This is a genomic window from Nocardia anaemiae NBRC 100462 (genome assembly GCF_001612725.1).
Classification (GTDB): Bacteria; Actinomycetota; Actinomycetes; order Mycobacteriales; family Mycobacteriaceae; genus Nocardia; species Nocardia anaemiae.
Genome location: NZ_BDAZ01000058.1, coordinates 36,249 through 57,336, shown reverse-complemented (window position 1 = coordinate 57,336; position 21,088 = coordinate 36,249). Strand labels below are relative to the sequence as shown.

General features: G+C 65.5%; 24 protein-coding genes. 9 read left to right on the top strand and 15 right to left on the bottom strand.

Annotation, left to right across the window (positions count from 1 at the left end):
* Nucleotides 1-46: 46 nt before the first annotated feature.
* Nucleotides 47-223, top strand: coding sequence for a hypothetical protein (locus tag NA5_RS40725; RefSeq protein WP_157110684.1), 177 nt, complete (start codon nucleotides 47-49; stop codon nucleotides 221-223).
* Here the strand turns inward: NA5_RS40725 and NA5_RS29005 are convergent.
* The 3 genes from NA5_RS29005 to NA5_RS28995 all read right to left on the bottom strand — a co-directional run bounded on the left by NA5_RS29005 (nucleotide 220) and on the right by NA5_RS28995 (nucleotide 2,508).
* Nucleotides 220-984, bottom strand: a complete 765-nt coding sequence (locus NA5_RS29005; RefSeq protein ID WP_062991686.1) for a hypothetical protein — start codon at nucleotides 982-984, stop codon at nucleotides 220-222. The genes NA5_RS40725 and NA5_RS29005 overlap by 4 nt on opposite strands.
* The gene (locus NA5_RS29000; RefSeq protein ID WP_062991684.1) at nucleotides 981-1,541 is read right to left on the bottom strand and encodes a hypothetical protein; all 561 of its coding nucleotides are present in this window, start codon (nucleotides 1,539-1,541) and stop codon (nucleotides 981-983) included. The genes NA5_RS29005 and NA5_RS29000 overlap by 4 nt, the downstream gene beginning before the upstream one ends.
* Nucleotides 1,542-1,605: 64 nt before the next feature.
* Nucleotides 1,606-2,508, bottom strand: coding sequence for a DMT family transporter (locus NA5_RS28995; protein WP_062991682.1), 903 nt, complete (start codon nucleotides 2,506-2,508; stop codon nucleotides 1,606-1,608).
* 62 nt (nucleotides 2,509-2,570) lie between these two features.
* Between NA5_RS28995 and NA5_RS28990 the strand changes: the two genes are divergently transcribed.
* Complete coding sequence (locus NA5_RS28990; RefSeq protein WP_218020178.1) at nucleotides 2,571-3,482, top strand: AraC family transcriptional regulator; 912 nt, start codon at nucleotides 2,571-2,573, stop codon at nucleotides 3,480-3,482.
* Here the strand turns inward: NA5_RS28990 and NA5_RS28985 are convergent.
* Nucleotides 3,392-4,006, bottom strand: a complete 615-nt coding sequence (locus NA5_RS28985; RefSeq protein ID WP_063813649.1) for a hypothetical protein — start codon at nucleotides 4,004-4,006, stop codon at nucleotides 3,392-3,394. The genes NA5_RS28990 and NA5_RS28985 overlap by 91 nt on opposite strands.
* Before the next feature lie 46 nt (nucleotides 4,007-4,052).
* Nucleotides 4,053-4,535, bottom strand: coding sequence for a MarR family winged helix-turn-helix transcriptional regulator (locus NA5_RS28980; protein ID WP_062991680.1), 483 nt, complete (start codon nucleotides 4,533-4,535; stop codon nucleotides 4,053-4,055).
* A 75-nt stretch (nucleotides 4,536-4,610) separates the two neighbouring features.
* Between NA5_RS28980 and NA5_RS28975 the strand changes: the two genes are divergently transcribed.
* Nucleotides 4,611-6,068, top strand: coding sequence for an MFS transporter (locus tag NA5_RS28975; RefSeq protein ID WP_062991678.1), 1,458 nt, complete (start codon nucleotides 4,611-4,613; stop codon nucleotides 6,066-6,068).
* 86 nt (nucleotides 6,069-6,154) lie between these two features.
* On the opposite strand, the gene NA5_RS28970 is transcribed toward NA5_RS28975, so the two are convergent.
* Nucleotides 6,155-6,883: a helix-turn-helix domain-containing protein gene (locus tag NA5_RS28970; protein WP_062991676.1), complete on the bottom strand. Its 729-nt coding sequence runs from the start codon at nucleotides 6,881-6,883 to the stop codon at nucleotides 6,155-6,157.
* A gap of 95 nt (nucleotides 6,884-6,978) precedes the next feature.
* Complete coding sequence (locus NA5_RS28965) at nucleotides 6,979-7,950, bottom strand: helix-turn-helix transcriptional regulator (RefSeq protein WP_062991674.1); 972 nt, start codon at nucleotides 7,948-7,950, stop codon at nucleotides 6,979-6,981.
* Between the two features lie 110 nt (nucleotides 7,951-8,060).
* On the opposite strand from NA5_RS28965, the gene NA5_RS28960 reads away from it, so the two are divergent.
* Complete coding sequence (locus tag NA5_RS28960) at nucleotides 8,061-8,714, top strand: TIGR03086 family metal-binding protein (RefSeq protein ID WP_062991671.1); 654 nt, start codon at nucleotides 8,061-8,063, stop codon at nucleotides 8,712-8,714.
* Between the two features lie 42 nt (nucleotides 8,715-8,756).
* On the opposite strand, the gene NA5_RS28955 is transcribed toward NA5_RS28960, so the two are convergent.
* The 4 genes from NA5_RS28955 to NA5_RS28940 are packed head-to-tail and all read right to left on the bottom strand — an operon-like array spanning nucleotide 8,757 to nucleotide 12,331.
* Entirely contained in the window at nucleotides 8,757-9,710 is a 954-nt protein-coding gene (locus NA5_RS28955) for a glycine betaine ABC transporter substrate-binding protein (protein ID WP_062991669.1), read from the bottom strand.
* Between the two features lie 8 nt (nucleotides 9,711-9,718).
* Nucleotides 9,719-10,498: an ABC transporter permease gene (locus NA5_RS28950; RefSeq protein ID WP_062991667.1), complete on the bottom strand. Its 780-nt coding sequence runs from the start codon at nucleotides 10,496-10,498 to the stop codon at nucleotides 9,719-9,721.
* Nucleotides 10,495-11,658: an ABC transporter ATP-binding protein gene (locus tag NA5_RS28945; RefSeq protein ID WP_157110691.1), complete on the bottom strand. Its 1,164-nt coding sequence runs from the start codon at nucleotides 11,656-11,658 to the stop codon at nucleotides 10,495-10,497. Before NA5_RS28945 ends, NA5_RS28950 begins: the two co-directional genes overlap by 4 nt.
* A 22-nt stretch (nucleotides 11,659-11,680) precedes the next feature.
* A complete protein-coding gene (locus NA5_RS28940) occupies nucleotides 11,681-12,331 on the bottom strand; it encodes an ABC transporter permease (RefSeq protein WP_062991761.1) in 651 nt (216 codons plus the stop codon).
* Between the two features lie 212 nt (nucleotides 12,332-12,543).
* Here NA5_RS28940 and NA5_RS28935 point away from each other — a divergent pair, with 212 nt between their 5' ends.
* The 3 genes from NA5_RS28935 (at nucleotide 12,544) to NA5_RS28925 (ending at nucleotide 15,404) form a co-directional block, all read left to right on the top strand.
* On the top strand, nucleotides 12,544-13,149 hold the full coding sequence (locus tag NA5_RS28935; RefSeq protein ID WP_062991663.1) for a CHAP domain-containing protein: 606 nt from the start codon (nucleotides 12,544-12,546) through the stop codon (nucleotides 13,147-13,149).
* Between the two features lie 239 nt (nucleotides 13,150-13,388).
* Complete coding sequence (locus NA5_RS28930) at nucleotides 13,389-14,516, top strand: hypothetical protein (RefSeq protein ID WP_062991661.1); 1,128 nt, start codon at nucleotides 13,389-13,391, stop codon at nucleotides 14,514-14,516.
* A gap of 180 nt (nucleotides 14,517-14,696) precedes the next feature.
* Complete coding sequence (locus tag NA5_RS28925) at nucleotides 14,697-15,404, top strand: DUF1906 domain-containing protein (protein ID WP_062991660.1); 708 nt, start codon at nucleotides 14,697-14,699, stop codon at nucleotides 15,402-15,404.
* A 77-nt stretch (nucleotides 15,405-15,481) separates the two neighbouring features.
* On the opposite strand, the gene NA5_RS28920 is transcribed toward NA5_RS28925, so the two are convergent.
* Entirely contained in the window at nucleotides 15,482-15,859 is a 378-nt protein-coding gene (locus tag NA5_RS28920; protein WP_062991658.1) for a hypothetical protein, read from the bottom strand.
* Nucleotides 15,860-15,976: 117 nt separating this feature from the next.
* Complete coding sequence (locus NA5_RS28915; RefSeq protein WP_084484498.1) at nucleotides 15,977-16,744, bottom strand: Rv1157c family protein; 768 nt, start codon at nucleotides 16,742-16,744, stop codon at nucleotides 15,977-15,979.
* Between the two features lie 426 nt (nucleotides 16,745-17,170).
* On the opposite strand from NA5_RS28915, the gene NA5_RS28910 reads away from it, so the two are divergent.
* A complete protein-coding gene (locus tag NA5_RS28910) occupies nucleotides 17,171-18,397 on the top strand; it encodes a mannosyltransferase (RefSeq protein ID WP_062991654.1) in 1,227 nt (408 codons plus the stop codon).
* Here the strand turns inward: NA5_RS28910 and NA5_RS28905 are convergent.
* Nucleotides 18,336-18,632 carry a 4a-hydroxytetrahydrobiopterin dehydratase gene (locus tag NA5_RS28905; RefSeq protein ID WP_062991652.1) on the bottom strand — a complete coding sequence of 99 codons (297 nt, stop codon included), beginning with the start codon at nucleotides 18,630-18,632 and terminating at the stop codon, nucleotides 18,336-18,338. The two genes, NA5_RS28910 and NA5_RS28905, sit on opposite strands and share 62 nt — an antisense overlap.
* A gap of 54 nt (nucleotides 18,633-18,686) precedes the next feature.
* Nucleotides 18,687-18,863, bottom strand: a complete 177-nt coding sequence (locus NA5_RS41440) for a hypothetical protein (protein ID WP_085998628.1) — start codon at nucleotides 18,861-18,863, stop codon at nucleotides 18,687-18,689.
* Between the two features lie 229 nt (nucleotides 18,864-19,092).
* On the opposite strand from NA5_RS41440, the gene typA reads away from it, so the two are divergent.
* Nucleotides 19,093-20,991 carry a translational GTPase TypA gene (typA, locus tag NA5_RS28895; RefSeq protein WP_062991649.1) on the top strand — a complete coding sequence of 633 codons (1,899 nt, stop codon included), beginning with the start codon at nucleotides 19,093-19,095 and terminating at the stop codon, nucleotides 20,989-20,991.
* The last annotated feature ends 97 nt before the right edge of the window (nucleotides 20,992-21,088 follow it).

The following is a 21,088-nucleotide window of genomic DNA, read 5'->3' as shown; positions in this document are numbered from 1 at the left end:
AGGGAGCGCGGTAACCGCCACCGCGCCGCACATCGAGGAGACGGTGATGGGTAGCCAATCACGCGCACCGGGAGTCGCGGCCAAGCTCGGCACGGTGACCGTGGCGAAGGCCAGCGTGTCGCTGAGGCTCTTGGCCCACAACCGATTCCGATACGAGAAAATCCGGGCTCGATACAAGAGCCTGCAGCTGGACTCCTTCGCCGCCTCGGCTGAACCGCGCTAGTTCCCGGTGCCGACCAACTGGTCGAAGAAGGCGCGGTAGCTGCGCAATGCCAGCCGCAGATCCTCGGTATCACCGTCCTCTTCGCGCGACCACAGCCGTTCCAGCGACTGCTTCCGCTCGGCCAGTGTGGCGGACAACTGCTGAACCGTGGCCATGACGAGATGGTCGGCCTGCGTCACCGCGTCGTGCGGGTTGTCCACGAAACTGCCCTGCACCTGCCGCCATGCGGTCCGCAGGCGCTCGATATCGGCCGCACCGAAGAGCGGCTGACCCCCGATGTCCTGCGCCGCCGTGCGCTCGGCTGTCGCTGCGTGCCGTTCTGCGGCGGTGCCCCCGTGTTGGTCTGTAGCCGTGCGTTCGGCTGTCGCCGAGCCCCCGCCCGCAGCCGTGCGTTCGTCTCCGGCTGCGCTCTTGTCTGTAGCTGTGCGATCGTCAGTGCCCGTGTCTGCAGCAGTGCTCGACCCCGCGCCTCCGCCTGCAGGCGCGCGTTCATCCGGAGTTGCGCGCTGGTCCGTGGCCGTGCCTCCGCCCGCGCCGGTGGGCCGGTCTCCGGCAGTGTTCTCGCCTGCGCCCACCCGCTCGCTCTCATTCTCACCAACCGCGGCCGTACCAACGTCCCCGCTCGCCTCGGCTTCCGATATCGGTGCCGGTCCATACGACGCGGCCGAATCGCCCTCGGTCCCAGTACGCGTCGCGGTCGGCGAAACCCCTTCCGGCACTTCGGCTTCCAGCTTCCGCTGCCGATCCTGCTCCGTGCTCATCGCTTTGCATCCTTCTTCTCGCCCGACGCGCCGCCGAGCAGGTCCTCGAACAACTCGCGGTACTGCACCACCGCGAATCGCATGTCCTCGGTGGAGATTCGGGTATCGGAGCGCCGAATCGCGATCTCATGTGCGGCGCGATAGTGACCCACCGTCGCCGCGTGCTCGACGGACAGATCAGCGAGCTGCTGGTCATATCCTTCGGTGGGGTAGCCGCGCTCGGCCATGATGTCGGCCACCAGCACATCGGCAGCCGTCACCGCATCCGCCGGAGCGTCGACGAAGCGTTCCTGCATATGGGCCCACTCCGCGCGGTACCGCTGCTTCTCCTCGTCGGACAGCTCGCGAATATCCAATTCGGCGTGTCGGCGCTCGCGCTCGCTCAGCTCACGTTCAGCGGCCTTACGGCTGTCCGACTCTTCCATGGTCCGGTCGTATTCGGGCCCGAACTTCGTGCGCAGTCGCCTTCTCCGCAGCATCGACCATGCCGCGAACAGCAACCCGGCCGCGACCAACACCACCACGACGACCACTATTGCGATCACTGCAGAAGACACCCGATCCTCCTAGCCCAGACGGTCGTGTCGTCCACGTAATGCCTCGCCAGCGGCTATCCAAACCTCAGGAATGCGCGGCGACCGGCGCCGGTCGGGGTGGTGTCGTTGCGCGCGGTGCTTCGCCGCGAGTGTTCAGCCAGGCACCTGTGAACATCAGTGCTGCCCCGAGGGTCTGTGTCAGCGAGATGGATTCTCCGAGCAATATCCACGCGCAGCTGAGACCGAAGGCGGGCACCAGAAACATCGCCGCGGCCGCGGTCGCTGGACCGACCTGACTTACCGCGCGGTAGTAGAGGACATATGCGAGGGCGGTGGGCAGTACGCCCAGATAGGCCTGATTGAGCCAGAATCCGAGGTCCAGTGCGGACCACCGGACGTCGGAAAGTTCCGGCGCGGCGATGAGCCCTAGCGCGAGCGTGCCCGCGGCAGTGGCGTACACGGTGACGGTTGGGGCGGGCAGCCGAGACAACAGTGGCGCTCCGAGCATCGTGTAGCTCGCCCAGCAGGCGGCCGCCGCGAGGAAAACGAGATCGCCGAGTAGCCGGTGGGTTCCGGTCGCGGGGATGCCGAGAAAGAACACGCCCGCACCGGCGATCGCCACGGTCAGCCCGACCAGTCGGATCCGCGAGAGCCGGGTGCGGCCGAGTAACGCGGTCACCACGACCGTGAAAATCGGTGCCGCCATCGGGACGATCACGCTGCCGTCGGCCGCGGGAGCCAGGGCGAGTCCCAGGAAGAACAGAAAGTTGTACCCGAATACGCCGATCAGCCCGAGCCCGGCCGCGCGAGCGGTATCGGCGACGGGCAGCCGCGGCGCCCGCAGCACGATGAGCAGCACAATCGTGCCGATCAGAAATCGCAGGAATCCGGCGACCGCATGCGGCACCTCGTTGACCGCGAGCTTCGAGGAGGCGAACGCGCTGCCCCACAACGCCATGACCAGGACCAATAGCAATCGGATACGCACAGCTCGATCATCGGCGGGGGCCGCGCCCGAGTATTGAACGCTGGTGCGGTGACAATGGATAGGTGACCGAGCGTGAATGGGTCGACTACCGGCGAATGGCGGACCGCCCGGTCGAGGTCATGCACGCGCATTTCGAACGGCACGTCTATGACCTGCACAGCCACGAGACGTACTCGTTCGGACTGACCGAGTTCGGCGCGCAGACCTTCGACTGTCGCGGCGCCACCCGCACCAGCGCGGCGGGCATGGTGATGGCCTTCAATCCGGACGAGCCGCACGACGGCCACAGCACCACCGAACTCGGATTCACCTATTGGATCGCGCATATCGGCTCCGAGCTGATCACCGATCTGCTTTCCGACCGTGCGGGCCGCCCGACCGGTCTGCCATTGTTCACCGATCCGGTGCTGCGTGATCCCGTGCTTTCATCGGCCCTGCACAGGCTCTGTGCGAGTCTGGTCGGCCCCGCCACCGAACTGGCCGCCGACGAGGCTTTGGCCGCCTCGGTCGCGGCACTGGTGCAGCGCGGCACCCGAACGCGGACGAGAACCGCTGTGGTACAGGCCGGTTCGGCCGCCGATATCGCGCGACGGGTTCGTGCGGTACTGCACGATCGCTATCTCGACCCCATTTCGATGGACGATCTGGCCGAGGCCGCCGAATGCAGCCGATTCGCGCTGTATCGCGCCTTCCGCACCAATTACGGTCTGGCGCCGAGTGATTATCAACGGCTGCTCCGGCTGCGCACGGCGCGCAGATTGATCGCCGCGGGCCGACCGATCAGCCAGGCGGCGATCGAGGCCGGATTCGCCGATCAAGCCCATCTGACCCGCTGGTTCCGGCGCTGCTACGGCATTACACCCGGCGTGTATTTCGAAGCGGGTCAGGGCTCGACGGGTTCCAGTGTCGCACCGGTGAACGTCACGAAATCCGGTCCCTCGGTGAAACTTTCGGAAGTTTCCTCGCCGATGTAGAGGTCCAGATGCCGTGGGCCGCCGAGCCCCGGTGTGAATTCGTCGCCGATCGTCCAGGTTGTCGAACTGAATTTGCCGCATATGCGATAGGCACTCCCACAACCGGTGAGCCGCAATCGAGTTCCCGGTTCGATGTCATCGGCGGCCGCACTCTCGAACGGACGCAGCGCCTCGCCTCGGGTGTCCCTCGGTTCGGTATCGAGCCAGAAGCCGACATCGTAGGACCAGTTCAGATATCGACCCGCGTGCTCGCCGCTGGTGATCCGGCCGGTGCCCTCATCGCGCACCGCGTCGACGAAATCCTCTGGTAGCGAGCCGATTTCGACACTCGCGTCGGTGCATTCGAGATCACCACAGCCGCGCACGGTTTCGAGTGGGCCGAAGTGATAGGACTCGACCGCGGTGTAATACACCGTCACCGTCCAGCCGTTCCATTCGTCGGCCTCGGTATCGAGTCCGCAGCCGACGGCGAGCGGCGACGCCACGAACAGCGATGCCGCGACCACCCCGAATCGGAACCTCACCGCAGCGATATTGCCTGACGTCGCGGGAGCCGCGCCACTCGGCGGCCTATCGGTCTGCGGGCGGGCGCGGCCACGGATTCTCCTCGAGATGCTCTATCGACATATTGAACCGGGTGATGAGCCCGCTCAACTGTGCGATATCGGCGGCCGTCCAGTCGGCGACGACGGCGCCGATGCCCTCTTGACTCTGCTCGCGATCGGCGGCAACCGCTTCCAGACCCTTGGCGCTGGCCTTGATCTTGCGGGCAATGCCGCCGTCCGGATCCGGGACGCGCTCGACCAGCCCCTGCTTCAGCATCGCGGCGACCTGCCGGTTGATGGTGGAGATATCGAGCTGAAAGGCCTCCGACAGCTCGCGCAGGCTGAGTGGGGCGTCCATTTCCAGTCGGGTCAGGATCAGGTACGCGGATCGGTCGAGCTGGAATCCGGGTCGACGCAGCAGTGAGGCCGGAAAGTGCCGGGAGAGCAGGGTCAGCTCGAAGACGAGGCGGGTGAGCGCATCGTCATCCTCGGGACCTGATTCGGACATGGCCCACACTATGTCGGCTGAATCACGTCGATGGCAAATTGTGCACGATACATATGATATGTACCGTACATATTCATGTCTGTTGCAGCCGACGCGTCTTCGACCGTCACCGAGGACGACGCCCGGCGCCGTCCGGCATCTGGCCTGCTCATCGCGACTCTCGGCATGGTCGGTGTGGTCGTATCGCTGATGCAGACGCTGGTCATTCCGATCATTCCCACACTGCCGACGCTGCTGCACACCTCGGCGTCCAATGCGTCCTGGGTGATCACCGCGACCCTGCTGGCCGGTGCTGTGGCAACCCCGATCAGCGGCCGACTCGGCGATATGTTCGGCAAGCGCCGGGTGCTGTTCGCCAATCTGGTATCGCTGGTCGCCGGTTCGGTGGTGTGCGCGCTGTTCTCCTCGCTGGCTCCCGAAATCATCGGGCGTTCACTGCAGGGTGCTGCGGTCGGCGCGATCCCGCTCGGCATCAGCATCATGCGTGACGAATTGCCCGCCGAGAAGGTGGGTTCCGCGATGGCGATCATGAGTGCCACGCTCGGTGTCGGCGGTGCGCTCGGCCTGCCGCTGGCGGCGGCGATCGCGCAGAATGCGGACTGGCACATGCTGTTCTGGACCGCCGCCGGGCTCGGTGTCGTCTGTGCCGCACTGGTTTTCGTCTTCGTACCGGAGTCGCCGGTGCGCACACCCGCGCGTTTCGATTTCGGTGGTGCGGTCGGACTGTCGATTGCGTTGCTGGCCTTGCTGATTCCGATCACCAAGGGTGCGGACTGGGGCTGGGGCAGTGCGAGCACACTCGCCCTTTTCGCACTGTCGGTGGTGGCCTTCCTCATCTGGGGCTTCTTCGAACTGAAGCAGCGCTCGCCGCTGGTCGACCTGCGGGTCTCGGCGCGACCGCGGGTGCTGTTCACCAACCTCGCTTCCATCGCGGTCGGGTTCGCGCTCTACGGCATGTCGCTGACCTTCCCGCAGCTGATGATGGCGCCGGAGCAGACCGGATACGGGTTCGGGCTGTCCATGGTCAATGCCGGATTGGCATTGGCTCCAACGGGATTCGTGATGATCCTGCTGTCGCCGGTTTCGGCGCGGCTGTCGGCGGCGCGCGGCCCGAAGGTCACGCTGGCGCTCGGTTCGGCGGTGATCGCGATCGGTTATCTGTGTGCCGTAGTGTTGATGAACAGCGTGTGGGAGCTCATGATCGCGGCGATGATCGTCGCGGGTGGTGTCGGTCTGGCCTATGCCGCGATGCCCGCGCTGATCATGGGTGCGGTGCCGCTCACCGAGACCGCCGCGGCCAACGGCCTCAATTCGCTGATGCGCTCGATCGGCACCTCGACCTCGTCGGCGGTGATGAGCGTGGTACTCGCTCATATGACGATCCAGCTCGGCTCGCATGTGCTGCCCTCACGCGACGGCTTCCACACCACGTTCCTGATCGCCACGGCAGCGGCCCTGGTAGCCATCGTGCTGACCCTGGTCATTCCGATGCGCAAGGCGGCCGATGCCGCCGAAAAAGCGGGCCACGCCTAATCGTCGGGTCACGAGCCCGGACGGCCACGGGGCCGATCCTCAACGGCGAGGATCGGCCCCGTTGTCGTTTCGATGGCCGGGTCGGTTCAGTCGATCGGCACCAGCGTGTACATCCACCAAGGCCGTCGCGGGAATTCGGACATGAAGACGTTCAATGCCATTCGGCGCAGTTCGCGACGGGCCGGATCGCGCACGTGGATCCATGGTCTGGCGATATCGACCGGTGCCACATCGGTGAGCCACAGTTGCTCCCACTCCGGCGCCGCCCGGCAGGCGGAGATGATCTTGTCCAGCCGTTCCTGCGGCACCAGGCCGGGCGCCATCATCCGCAGTGCGTACACCATCAGATGCGCTTCCTTGTGCCACTCGTGCACGGCCTGCCTGGCCTTCGGATTCAGCATCGTCCACTCGAGGATATTGTCGCCGGGCTCCAGCCCGGGAAATAGCCGCAGGTAGGCGGAGTTCGCGGCGACGAGATCGAAGGTGGGCACGATCTGGAACCAGGCGGGCTGGGCCAGGCTGCGCAAAGTGCGCAGATCGGTGGGCAGTGGCGCGCTGGGTACGGGCCCGAAGGTATCCGGAAACTGGCTCAATTGGGTGAGGCTCACGATGTGGTCGCGGTAGAACACCGGTACGCCCAGCGCGTCGAACAACCGGCCCAGCGTCGCCGTGGTCGGCGCGACCACGCCCCGTTCGAAATCCTCGATCACCGTCTGCGGGAACCCGGTGGCCACGGCCATCGCGGCCTGGGTGAGTCCGGCCGCTGCACGCCGTTCACGCAGATAGCGGGCGATCGAAGGGCGGGTATCCGCCATGATGCTTTGCCTCCTGATTCCCTCGGGATCAAGGGCTGATCCCCCCGTGCAAACCTAACTTCGACCGAAAAGCATTGCCGCGACGTTGGATAACGCTACGGTGCCGGTTCGACCGATTCGGCATAACGCCGTGCGAGGGTGCGCAGATGCGCGACCAGTTCCGGCGGGCCGTCGACCCGGAAGTCCATCATCAGCATGCTCAGATAGATGGCGATGGTCTCCAGGGCATCCGCGCCGGTCAGCAGGGTACAGGTATCGGCGTCGACAGCCTCCACCACGCCGACGGCGGGGTTGATGCGGGCGATCACCGTCTCGGCGGGCGCCAGCACCGTCACCCGGGCATGCACCTGCCAACCCGTGCTGGCGATATGGCGCATGACGAAGGCCACTAGATCGTCATCGGGCAGTGACCGTGCGGCGAAGCGGCGCGACCCCGCGACGGCGCACTGTACCTGGGCGACGGGAATCGCACGCCAGGAATGGGTTTCGAGGTCGTAGGCGACCAGATACCAGCGGCGCTGCCAGTTGATCAGCCGGTAGGGCTCGATTTCGTTGTCCGCGTCGGCATCCGATCCGATCCGAACGGTGGCGCCATCGCGGATGGCGCTCGCGAGGGTGGTCAGTATCGCGGCCGGGACCGGGGCATCCGGCTCGCGGGAACCGGTGGTCGCCGGTCCGATGGCGGTCGCATTGCGCAGCGCGGTCACCTTGCGCTGCAAGCGTTTCGGCAGGATCTGTTCGAGTTTCGCCAGTGCGCGCGCGGCGTTCTCGGTGATATCGGCGATGCCGGTGGAGCCGTCCTCGGCCAGGCCGATGGCCACGGCCACCGCGACGGCCTCATCGTCGTCGAGCAGCAGCGGCGGCATGGTGCTGCCGCGACCGAGCCGGTAGCCGCCGATCGCGCCCCGCTCGGCGTGCACCGGATAGCCGAGTTCGCGCAGTCGCTGGATGTCTTTGCGCAGCGTCCGGTCCGTGATGTCGAGCCGTTCGGCCAGCTCGCGGCCGGTATGCGCGCGGTCCTGCAGCAGCGAGAGCAGGCGCAGAACTCGTGTTGTGGTGGCCGCCACCGTCGCCTCCGGAAATCTTTTTGGATGAAGCCGATGTATTAGGAACGAATCTAGCCTAATAGCCGCATAGGCTTGGTGACATCAGCAAGAAGGACCGAGAAAGGCCAGCCATGAACATCACCACTGCCGCCGACGCCACCGCGACCCTGCGCCCGGTCTGGCGCGATGTCCTCGCCACCTCCTACCGCGCGCTGACCGATGTGGTCGCGGGCATCGGCGAGGACCAGTGGCAGCTGCCGACCCCATGCTCGGAATGGGATGTCACGCAGGTGATTCAGCACGCCGCGGGCGATCAGCTCGCCTTTGCCGCGGCGCTCGGTATCGGAATCGGCCCCAGCTACAACCCCTTCGCACCGTCCGGCGCCATCGAGGGCACCGCCGCCGAGTTGGTGCGCGATGCGGTCGAGCAGACCGCGACCGCCTGGGCCACCGTCACCGACGAGACCGAGACCGTACCCACCCCGCTGCCGCACGGCGCGCTGCCGACGCCCGTCGCCGCGGTCATGTGCGCCCTCGACGCGGCCGTGCACGCCTGGGATATCGCGATCGCGACCGGACAGCCGTCACCGTTGAACGACGAACTCGCCGGTTACCTGCTCACCGCGGCACGGACCATGAACCCGGCTCCCGGCGGTGGGCCGGAGGCGGAAATCGTTGAGCCACTGCGTCAGTGGGGTGCCTACGCCGCGATCGTCGACGGCGCGGAGGGTGACACCGCGGTCGCCGAGTTGCTGCGCTACCTGGGCCGTGATCCGCAGGCCTGATTCGAACGGGTCTGAGCGTGCAGTCCGCACGCTCAGACCCATTCAGCGAGCAGTGACGAACCCTTCCGCCACCATCCAATCCCGCGCTACCTCGGCGGGTTCGCGGCCGTCCAGGTCGACCTGGCGATTCAATTCGGTGATCGCCGCATTGGTCAGCTTCTTCGATATCGGCGCCATGATGTCGGCGACCTGTGGATGTGCGTCGGCGAAGGACTTGCGCATCACCAGTGCCGCATTGTATTTCGGGAAGAAGCCCAGATCGTCCTTCAGCAGGACGAGCCCGAGCGCCGGAATTCGGCCGTCGGTGGCGGCGACCGAACCGAACCGGCACTGCTCGGCGTCGGCGGTCGCCTGATAGACCACCGCATCCTGCACGATCTGCTTGTGTACCTTGCCGACGTCGATACCGTACTTGCGCGCCATTCCGGGATAACCGTCTCGGCGCACATTGAATTCGGTGCCGACGCATGTCGCGGCGGCGGCCGGATCGGTGGCGATCAACCGGGCGTAATCGGACAACGTGACGACACCGGTTTCCTTCGCGGTGTTGCCGCTCATCACCAGCGCGTATGTGTTGTTCATCGGGGCCATATCCGTCCACACGATGCCGTGCGCGGCCAGGTCCGCGTCGCGAACCGCCTCGAACTGCCCGACCTCATCCGGAATCGGTGTCTCGTTACCGAGATAATTGATCCACCCGGTGCCGGTGTATTCGTAGGAGATATCGATCTGACCGTGCAGCTGGGCGTCGCGAACACTGTTGGAGCCCTGTATATTCGTCAGATCCCGTACCTGCGCACCCGCCGCGGACAGCGCGAATTCGATGAGATATCCGAGAATGTTCTGCTCGGTGAAATCCTTGGAGCCCACCGTAATCGACACCCCGTCGAGCTCCGGCACTGGACGAATACTGCCCGGACCCACCCGCAGCGGCACCGCACTCCCGGACTGTAATCCGCAGGCGCTCAAGGCGAATACGGCCGCAAGAGCCAGCATCCACGCCCTCACTTCAACCCCCTCGGCCCCAAGTACTGTTCGGCCAACGCGCCCAGCCAATCGACCAGCAGCGCGAGCGCGACGGCCAGGACGGCTCCCACCACCAGCGTGACGTTATCGCGCAGCTTGTACCCGGTATCGATCAGAATGCCGAGACCGCCCGCGCTCACCAGGAACGACAGCGTCGCGGTGCCGACGGCCAACACCAGCGAGGTGCGCAGCCCGGCGAGGATATAGGGGATGGCGAGCGGAAATTCGATGCGGCGCAATACCGTCAGCGCCGACATGCCCTGTCCGCGTCCGGCATCGGTGACCGCTGGATCCACCTGCTGGTAGCCGAGAATCGTATTGCGCAGCACCGGAAGTAGCGAATAGAAGGCGATCGGCGCGACGCCGATCCAGAACCCGGTGGTGCGGGTGGCGAGATAGAACAGCACGATCAGACCGATCGCGGGAGCGGCGGCACCGACATTGGCGACACCGACGAAAAGCGGTGCCAGACGGCGATATCCGGGCCGGGTGAGCAGTGTGCCCAGCGGCACCGCCACCGCGATGACGATCCCCACGACGGTCGCGGTGATCAACACATGCTGCCAGGTGACGGTCGCGATATTGGATACGCTGATGCTTGCCTGCTGGGTGGCGGTGAGATCGCGCCGGAATGCCCACACCAGCACGCCCGCGGTGAGTACCAGCACGAGCGCGGGCTGGACGAGCAGCCGAATGCGTTCTGCCCGCCGAAGTGTCGTCGGTGCTGCCGTGGCCGGTGCCGTGGTCGCCGTGGTCATGTCGTCGCATCCGTATCGGCGCCCGCATGGGTGGCGCGCATGGCCGATAAGTGGCCCACGAGCGTATCGATCGTGATCAATCCGGCGTATTCGCCGCGTCGACCGGTGACGACCGCCGTCGCGGTCTGCTCGGCCAGCAACGCCTCCAACGCATCCTGCAGTGTCGACTGCAGCGACAACTGCTCACCGACCGGAGATCCGACCGCACGCAACGAATCCGCCTGTGCCAGTTGCGGCCTCGACACCCAGCGCAAGGGCCGCTGCTGCGCGTCCAGAATCAGTGCCCACGGCCAATCCAGTCCGACCAGCGCGGCGCGGAGATTGTCGACAGGGTCGGACTCCGGCGCCGTTGGGCAGCTGCCGAGTTCGACATCGCGGACTCGGGTCAGGGTGAGCTGTTTGAGCGAGGCATCCGCGCCGACGAAACCGGCCACTGTCTCATCCGCGGGATCGGCCAGTATCGCCGCCGGTGTGTCGTATTGCAGAATCCGAGATTGGTTGCCCAGCACCGCGATTCGATCGCCGAGCTTCACCGCCTCGTTGAAATCGTGGGTGACGAACACGATGGTCTTACCCAGTTCGGATTGCAGGCGCAGCAGCTCGTCCTGCAGCAGGCCGCGGGTGATCGGATCGACCGCGCCGAACGGCTCGTCCATCAACAGCACCGGCGGATCGGCCGCCAATGCGCGGGCCACCCCGACGCGCTGCTGCTGGCCGCCCGAGAGCTGCCTGGGGTAGCGATGGCGGTAGGTATCGGGATCGAGGCCGACCAGCTCGAGCATTTCGTCGGTCCGCGCGGCGACCTTCTTGCGGTTCCAGCCGATCAGACCGGGCACTGTCGCAACGTTTTTCGCGACCGTCAGATGCGGGAACAATCCGGCCTGCTGGATGGAATAGCCGATGCCCCTGCGCAATTGGTCCGGATCGACACCGGTGATATCGCGTCCGCCGATCGTGATGGTGCCCGAGGTCGGCTCGATGAGCCGGTTGATCATGCGCATGGTGGTGGTCTTACCGCAGCCGGACGGTCCGACCAGGACGACGATTTCGCCAGCGGGGATGGTCAGTGAAACCCGATCCACCGCCGGATCGCGTTGTCCGGGATAGTGTTTGGTGACCTCGTCGAGCACGATCTCCACCCCGGATACCGCCGATGTCATACTGTCGTTGCGGATTTCGGTATCAGTCACGTAGTCCCCTCGAGGTGGTGAGTCGCCCGACGATGACGAAGATCCCATCGAGGATCAGCGCGAGTACGACGATCAGGATCGTGCCGACCAGCGCCTGCGGCACCGCATTCGGACTACCGAGCCGGGCCAGGCCGGAGAAGATCAGATTGCCGAGTCCGGGTCCCTTGGCGTAGGCGGCGATGGCCAGAATGCCCATGATCATCTGGGTGCTGACCCGCATTCCGGTCAGAATCGATGGCCAGGCCAGCGGCAATTCGATGCGCGCGAGCACCCGCAGCCGATTCATCCCGACCCCGCGCGCGGCATCCACGATCGCCGGATCCACCGAGGCCAATCCGATGATGGTATTGCGCAGAATCGGCAGCAGGGCATAGAGCACCAGTGCGGTGATCGTCGGTCCGACACCGAGCCCGAGGAACGGGATCAGCAGCCCGAGTAGCGCGAACGATGGAACGGTGAGTATCGCGCTGGCCAGCGCCGTAGCCACCGATGATCCGAATGGGCTGCGGTAGACCAGGATGCCGATCAGCACGGCCACGATCGTCGCGAGCAGTATCGACTGCACCACCGCCGAGACATGCAAATACGAATCGGTGACCAGCTGCGCGCGCCGATGCACCACGAACGTCCACAGTGTGTCCAGGGCCGTACCTCCCCGTCGCCCGGTGTCCTCGGAGACTATCGCGTCGGCCGCTCGGCCGGAACGAGATTCGCGGTGCGGCAATCGTCAACTGCCGCTATGCCTTCGAGAGACTGCCCGGTACTCATTCTCTTGAAACTCAACCACATTCGCGGGAACCTCGAGGCGGATCCGTTCGTCCTAATGATCAGAAGTCGAAAGCCTGGAGGGGGAATATGTCCGAACACGAGGTGGCCGAGGGGCGACGGTACTGGTGGCCGGTGCTGGGCCTGGTGCTGGTCGCGCTGGTCGTGGCGGGGGTCGTCGGGGTGCATTGGTGGCAGGATCGCGCACAACCCGCGATCGCCGGAGACCGCTTGACCGCATTTCCCACGATCGATAGGTCCGGGCTCGACCTCACGCAGGGCCGAATCGTCGCGGTCCTCGAACGCGAATTCGCGGCACCGGGCGACGGCCCCAAGTACGCCGAGGGGGCCGACGAACCGTGGTGCGCCGACTTCGTCAGCTGGGTGCTGCGGGAGGCGGGTGCGCCGCTGGCCAATCCGAATTCCGGATCGTGGCGGATTCCGGGCGTGTACACGCTGCAGGAGTACTACCAGGGCGCGAACCGCTTCGCGCCGATCGGTTCGGGATATCAGCCGCGCACCGGTGACGTACTGCTCTACGCCGAGGGGAGCCCCTTCAGCCAGCACACGAATTTCGTGCTCACGGCGGCGAACGGGACCGTGACGACCATGGGCGGCAATGAATTCGGTGAGGTCGCGATCCACCGTTTCGCACTGGCGGAGGTGCCGGGGGTGGTGGGATTCGGTCGTTTGTGAATAGTGTGGGAACCAAGCCGTTCTTCCTAGTGGCTGTGCATTGTCGGCGGGTCCTCCGCTAGCACTTACCATTGACTAGGCGGCGCCCGGCAGCGCCGTCTTTCGGGTCCCTGTCCTGCTACCCCCTCATCAGCAGGACAGGGACCTCTGGGTGGGGGCATGTCGGCCCGACCTCGCCGAAATCTGCGTCGCGTACCGTGTCGGTTGTCCGTTGAGAGGTGAGGGTTTCGGAAACTCTGATGCTGCCAATCGAGGAACAGACCGATGATCCGGTGTGGATCGACTACGCCGACTTCGGGGAGCGGTTCGTCACGCACGCGGTGACAGCCGAACGGATCGAGGCCGCGGTCGCCGCGATGACCGATCACGGCGTCACAATCGGCCCGTTTTCCCTCGGACCAGTGGGTTTGGCCGGATTCATGGCCGAGGGCAAGGTGGGCAGGCCGGTCATTCTGCGCAACGGCCCGCATGTCACCTTCGAGGTGACTGTTCCGCTGACGATGTCGGTGAAGGTGCTGCTCGGTGGGCGGAAAATGCGGCTGGAGGCGGTCGCCGAAATCGATCTCACCCTGCATGCGCGCACCGCCCACCCACTGCTCATCGTCATCGATATCCCGCCGATCACCTCGCGTGATGTGAGCTTCGTGCTGCGCGCGCAAGCCATCGACTCGGCCTGGGAATGGTTGCTCGATCCGATCGCCGGGGTGGTGCAGCGCGAGGTCGCCAATCGGGTGAATGCGATGCTGGCCGAACCGCAGGCGCGCCGCGGCCGGGTCTTCGACGTCGAGGCGATCATCAACGGCGTCCGTTCCGAGCACGTCGACCGAGCTGCCTTCGACTGGATCGGCTACGACGAATTCGGACATCAATTCTTCTCGCGCATCGTGACCCGCGATCGGGTCTTCGAATTTGTCGAGCAAATGGCGGGCCGTTCCATCGAGGTCGGCCCGCTGCGCACCGGACCACGCGACTCCGCCACCGTCAGGGTGCAGGGCAATGTTCGAACGCCGCAGCTGACGGATCGCTCGGACGAGCCGGTCTCCTTCGATCTGACACTGCCGGTGAGCCTCGACATAACCGTCGATGTGCTCAAGGCCAACCACTATCGCGCCGATGTCGAGATACCACTGGTGTTGACCGCGCGGGCGGCCGATCCGCTGCTGATCGTCGTCGATGTGCCGCCGCCAGCACCCGATGACCTGCGGCTGGAGTTCAAGGCGCACGGCATGCGGGCGGCCACCCTCGGTGCGCTCGCCGGTATAAAGAAGCAGGTCGTCGCGCAGGTGGCCGAGGTGGTGCGCGCGGAACTCAGCGACAGTTCGGGCCGCACGATCGATGTCGCGGCGAGAATCGACGGGATCGCCTAGAACCAGGCCTTGACCTGTGTGGCAAATGTGAAGTCCTGTTTCAGGTGGGTCTAGCGGTTCCAATGTGAATATGGTGAAATTAGTGCACGTTCGAGGCTCCCGGCGCTCGAGTGAACCTTGGGGAAGGTGCGCCGGGCACGCTACCTGTCCATGGTCGAGGTTGCGCGAAGGAGTCCTGCGATGCGTTCCATTTCTGTGTCTCGCCGCCAGTTGTTCGCCTACACCGCTGCCGCCGCCGCCGTCGGAATCGCCGCGCCCCGCGCTTCGGCGGCCGGTGTGCTCGGCACCCTGGTCGACTACGCGGGCGGCGTTCCGTCCGCGGGCGCGATCCTGGATGACGGTCACCTCGGCGTCATCCGCTACGTCTCGGATCGCCGTCCGGGCGCCGAATGGATGGAGGGGAAGCCATTGCGCGCCAAGGAGGTCGACCAGCTGCACGCCGCCGGTCTGACGATCGTGTCGAACTATCAGTTCGGCAAGGGCCCGACCGCCGACTGGCGCGGTGGCCTGGAGGCGGGCAAGAAGCATGCCGAGCGCGGTCTGGAACTGCATCTGGCCGCGGGCGGTCCGGAGAACCGCCCGATCTACGCCTCCATCGACGACAATCCGAGCCCCGCCGATTTCGGCACCATGATCGCGCCGTACCTGCTCGGCTGGGAGTCGGTGCTCGGCAAAGAGAACGTCGGCATCTACGCCAATGCGCCGACCATCGAACTGGCACGGGCCGCGGGCCTGGGTTCCTGGTATTGGCAGCACAATTGGGGCACACCCAAGGGTTTCGTACACCCCGCCGCGCACCTGCACCAGATCGAAATCGACAAACGCGCCATCGACGGCATCGGCGTCGATGTCAACAACATCCTCGCCGCCGAATACGGCCAGTGGTGAACTAGCGGCTCGCGATCAGGTGGGAACCGGCGGCTTCTCGAACGATGCCGCCGTGGACTCCACCTGATCTCGAGCGGTCAGGTTTGGCAGTGGCAGGTGGGGGCCAGCCGCAGTTCGGGTTCGTCGTCGGGGACGACGCGGAGGGTGGGGCGATTTTCGGGGGCCTCGTGGTCCCCGCGCCAGGAGAACAGGGACCAGCGGGAGATGCCGGAGAACGCGGAGCCGAGGCTGCCGATGGAGAAGGACGAGATCACCGAGCCGAACGAGCCGACGGCCCCGATCGACAGCACCGAGCCCACGCTGCCGATCGATAGGATCGAGTAGGCCGAGCCGATGGACAGGATCGAGCCTTCCGATCGGATGGACAGGATCGATCGACGCGATCGTCTGCTCCGGATCGAGTGACCCGGGCGGATTGTGGGACGGGACCGAAGCGAATTATCGACAGTCGCCATGGCTTTGGTCTACCACAGTCCTTTCATGACGGTGCACTATCGCCGCGATTCGCTTAGGTGTGTCAACAAGCGCGAAGCCCGGTGACCATTGCGGCCACCGGGCTTCGAGAGAATCGACTAGGCGACGGTGAAGAAACCGAGCGTCGGCAGGAACGAGCAGGTCCGCGGGTCGGCGTCCTCGGCCTTGGTGGTCAGCGAACCGCCGACGACCGCGACGACCCGGCCCGAGCCGGTGTTGACGATCGCCGAAAGCGTTGCCGGACCATCCGGGTTGATATGCGCCTCGTCGGTCAGCGGCTGGACGCCGGACTGGCGGGTGTCGAGGTTGAGCCACTGGACCGTCATCGGCGGATTCTGCTCCGGGGTCGGCGACTTGGTGCCGAGTGCGGTGAATACGAATCCGGTCTGACCGGCCTGCGGTCCCGGCGGCGGCAGTTCGGCCGGGCCGGGGACGGCGAGCGCGGTGCCGATCGAATCGGCGCCGGGGCCGATGCAACCCTTACCGATGGTCGGGTAGAGGAACTGCGCGATGACCGGTCCGCCCTGCGGGACATCAGGACCGCCGCCACCGCTGCCGTCCAGGAAGGTGATGATCCGTTCCAGCGTGGATTTGATCTGCGGCGGCAGGTTCAGCGCGTTGAGTAATGCCCGGACCTGGTCGAGGATGGCGTTCTTCGGGGTATCGGCGATCGGCTTGGCATCGGCGGGTCCGGCGATAGCGCCGACGATGGCCGGGGCCAGCGAGGCGAGCGTATCGATCGGGACGCCCTCGGGAACCATCGGAATGGTGTTCCTCGGTGCCACGGGTGCGGGGGCCGGTGCCGCGACTGCCGTCGACGGCGCGGCGAGCGAAGCGCTCGCTGCGATGGCGAGCGCGGACAACATGATCCGCGATCCTCGGGTGCGAAGCACTGGTCTAGCCGTCCTTAACCTCGGGTACATCACAGGAGCGATGCAAAAAGCCATCGTTTCGGGGTCACTCTAGGGACAAGAGCGCCATGTTGTACAGCCGACGTGCCCCTAGTTCTGTTGTGGACGATCAGTGTTATCAGACGCTAGCGCTCATCTGGTGTTACCAGAGTGAAAGGTGATGCAAATGTTATCAGTGTTTATTGGCCGTCGGGCCGGTTGTGCGGTACGCAAGCTACCTGCTTCGGCTCGACCCCGCACACTGTGCCGATAAGACACCGCAAGCTACCTCCTGCGCGCTCGACTGGTCGTATCGGACCGGTCCAGGGGATTGATGGGATCTCTCGCGACGGCGGTTAGGCTAGTCGCAGCCTTCCCGGAACCGACTCGAAAGCCTGCGAATTGAACCGAAGCCTCCGATTGGCTGTCCCGGTGCTCGGTCTGTCCGTGTTGGCCAGGCTGCTGTGGATGCTGCTGACGAAGAACGGGATGAATCTCGTCGATCTGCACGTCTATGTCGATGGTTCGGCGGCCCTGCTCACCGATCGTCTCTACGACTTCACCTATGCCGAGAAGACGCCGGACTTCCCGCTGCCGTTCACCTATCCGCCGTTCGCGGCGCTGGTCTTCTTTCCGCTGCACTACTTTCCGTTCACCGCGATCGCGGTGCTGTGGCTGCTGGCGATCGTCGTCGCGCTGTATGTGGTGGTGTGGATCGCCTTCGAATTGATCCTGGGCGCGGAGCGGATGCGCGAGCCGCGGTGGCGCACCGCCGCGGTGTGGTGGACCGTGATCGGCATCTGGATGGAGCCGGTGCGGACCACGATCGACTACGGCCAGGTCAATGTGTTCCTGGTGCTCGGGGCCATGCTCGCGGTGCGCAGTTCGCGCTGGTGGCTATCCGGCGGACTGATCGGTGTAATCGCGGGAATCAAACTGACACCGGCCATTTCGGGGCTGTACTTCGTCGCGCGACGGCGATGGGGGACCGTGGTGTGGTCTGCGGTGGTCTTCGGTGCGACGGTCGGGGTCAGCTTCCTGATCAACCACAAGGAGGCCAAGCGGTACTTCGGCACGCTGCTCGGTGACGCGGATCGGATCGGTCCGGTCGGCTCGGTCTGGAATCAGTCGCTACGCGGTGCGCTGAGTCGGCTGCTCGGCCATGACGTCCAATCCGGGCCGTGGTGGCTGGCGGCCGTCGTGGTGGTCGCCGCGCTGGCGTTCTTCGCTTGGCGCGCACTGGGTCCCGACGATCGGTTGGGCACCCTGATCATCGTGCAACTGTTCGGGCTGATGGTTTCGCCCATCTCGTGGTCGCATCACTTCGTGTGGCTGCTGCCCACCGTGATGTGGTTGGTGTACGGGCCGCTGCGGCAGGCGCCCGGCGCGCGGATACTCGCCGGATATTGGTTGGTCACCACTCTCGTCGGCGTGCCGTGGGTGCTCTCGTTCGCCCAGCCGTCGATCTGGACGATCTCGCGGCCGGGTGTGCTGTCCTGGCTCGGCGCCGTCGACGTGCTCGGCGTGCTGGCGCTCTACTGGTGGGTGATCTGGTCCGGGCACATGGTCAATCGGATTGCGCCGCAAGCCGATCTATCTCGCGAGCCAGCGCCACGTCCAGCGCGGTGAGTCCGCCCGAGTCGTGGGTCGAGAGGGTGAAGCTCACCCGACGCCAGCGGATATCGATATCCGGATGATGGTTCCTGCTCTCGGCGACCTCGGCGACCTGGCGCACGAGTTCGATGCCCGCCGGAAAGGTCTTCGCCTCGATCGTGCGGGTGATGGCGTCGCCGGACCTGGTCCAGTCCGACAGTTCGGTCAAAGCGTCGGTGAGTTCTGCCTCAGTTAGTTTCGGTTCGCTCATATCCGAGTTGTACCCCGAGTGCCGGAAAGTCATCAGCGAATCCGAGTTCGTCGATCAGGCGGCGCGGGCCTTCTTGAGGCCCTTCTTCAGTTCCTTACCGCAGCAACCGGCCGCTTCCAGGCGTTTCATCCGCATGATGACAACGGGGCACTTCAAGCAGCGCGTCTTCTTGCGACAGCACTTCTTCTTCGGCTTGAGGCTGGAAACCTTCTTCGCCTTGACCTTGCCCATGATTGGTTAGCATACCCTTATCGGAGTGCGTGGTCTGCGAGCCACTCGGATGCCGGTACTGTGTAACTGGCCGCAATGCCCGGTGAGTTTCGATTCTCCACCTGTTTGCAAGGACCCCGGCGTGAGCGTCAGGACCCGGAGGAGGAAGCCTGCGTAACCACGTAGGGTCCCGAACACGCCAACCTCAGTTGCAGCCGACATCAACACCCGACAGCAGGAGGATTGAGGCGTGTCGTCTGCACGCGATTTTCGCAACGTCGCCATCGTGGCCCACGTCGACCACGGTAAGACGACGCTGGTCGACGCCATGCTGCGCCAGTCCGGCGCCTTCGCCGAACGCGCCGAGCTCGTCGATCGTGTGATGGACTCCGGTGACCTGGAGCGCGAGAAGGGCATCACCATTCTCGCCAAGAACACCGCGGTGCACCGGCACCACCCGGACGGTTCGGTCACCGTGATCAACGTCATCGATACCCCCGGCCACGCCGACTTCGGTGGTGAGGTCGAGCGCGGTCTGTCCATGGTCGACGGTGTCGTGCTGCTGGTCGACGCGTCCGAGGGCCCGCTGCCGCAGACCCGCTTCGTGCTGCGCAAGGCGCTGGCCGCGAAGCTGCCGGTCATCCTGGTGGTGAACAAGACCGACCGTCCCGACGCCCGCATCGAAGAGGTCGTCGAGGAGAGCCACGATCTGCTGCTCGACCTCGCCTCCGATCTGGACGACGAGGCCGCCGAGGCCGCCGAACTCGCGCTGGATCTGCCGGTCCTCTACGCCTCCGGCCGCGAGGGCAAGGCCTCCAAGGAGCGTCCCGAGAACGGCAGCGCCCCGGCCGCGGAGAACCTGGACGCGCTGTTCGACGTGCTGCTGGAGAACATCCCCGCGCCCAAGGGTGATCCGAGCGCGCCGCTGCAGGCGCACGTCACCAACCTCGACGCCTCGGCCTTCCTCGGTCGGCTCGCGCTGGTCCGCATCTACAGCGGTGAGCTGCGCAAGGGCCAGAATGTCGCGTGGATGCACGCCGACGGGGTCAAGCAGGTCAAGATCACCGAGCTGCTGCAGACCATCGGCGTCGAGCGCCAACCCGGTGAGGTCGCGGTGGCCGGTGACATCGTCGCCATCGCGGGCATCCCGGACATCATGATCGGCGACACCCTCGCCGATATCGACAATCCCGTTGCGCTGCCGCGCATTACGGTCGACGAGCCCGCCATCTCGGTCACCATCGGCACCAATACCTCGCCGCTGGTGGGCCGGGTACAGGGCCACAAGCTGACCGCCCGCATGGTGAAGTCGCGGCTGGACTCCGAACTGGTCGGCAATGTCTCGCTGCGCGTACTCGATATCGGCCGCCCCGATGCCTGGGAGGTGCAGGGCCGCGGTGAGCTGGCGCTGGCCATCCTGGTCGAGCAGATGCGTCGCGAGGGCTTCGAGTTGACCGTCGGCAAGCCGCAGGTGGTCACCAAGCAGGTCGACGGCAAGGTGCACGAGCCCTACGAAGAGCTGACCATCGACTGCCCCGACGAGTACCTCGGCGCGATCACCCAGCTGCTGGCCGCTCGCAAGGGCAAGATGGTCCAGATGAACAACCACGCCGCCGGTTGGGTGCGGATGGAGTTCATCGTTCCCTCGCGCGGCCTGATCGGCTTCCGCACCGACTTCCTCACCGAAACCCGCGGCACCGGCATCGCCAACGCGGTCTCGCACGGCTATGCCCCGTGGGCCGGTGAGATCCGGGCCCGCCACACCGGGTCGCTGGTCTCCGACCGCGCTGGCTCGGTGACCCCGTTCGCCATGATCCAGCTGGCCGATCGCGGTCAGTTCTTCGTGGAGCCGGGTGCGGACACCTATGAGGGGCATGTCGTCGGCATCAACCCGCGCGCCGAAGATCTCGATATCAATGTCACCCGCGAGAAGAAGCTGACCAATATGCGCAGCTCGACCGCGGATGTGATGGAGACACTCGCCAAGCCGCTACAACTCGACCTGGAGGCGGCGATGGAGTTCTGTGCCGCCGATGAATGTGTCGAGGTCACGCCGGAGATCGTGCGGGTGCGCAAGGTGATCCTGGGTGCCACCGAACGCGGTCGCGAACTGTCACGACGGAAGGCGCGGGACCGGGCTGCGCTGTAAGGCATGGGGCCTTTTCGGTACAGCGCCATCCGCGATCTACTTGGCCGAGCGACAGCGCGGCCAAGTAGAGTGCGGCACGTGAGCTCGGGGGCTATAC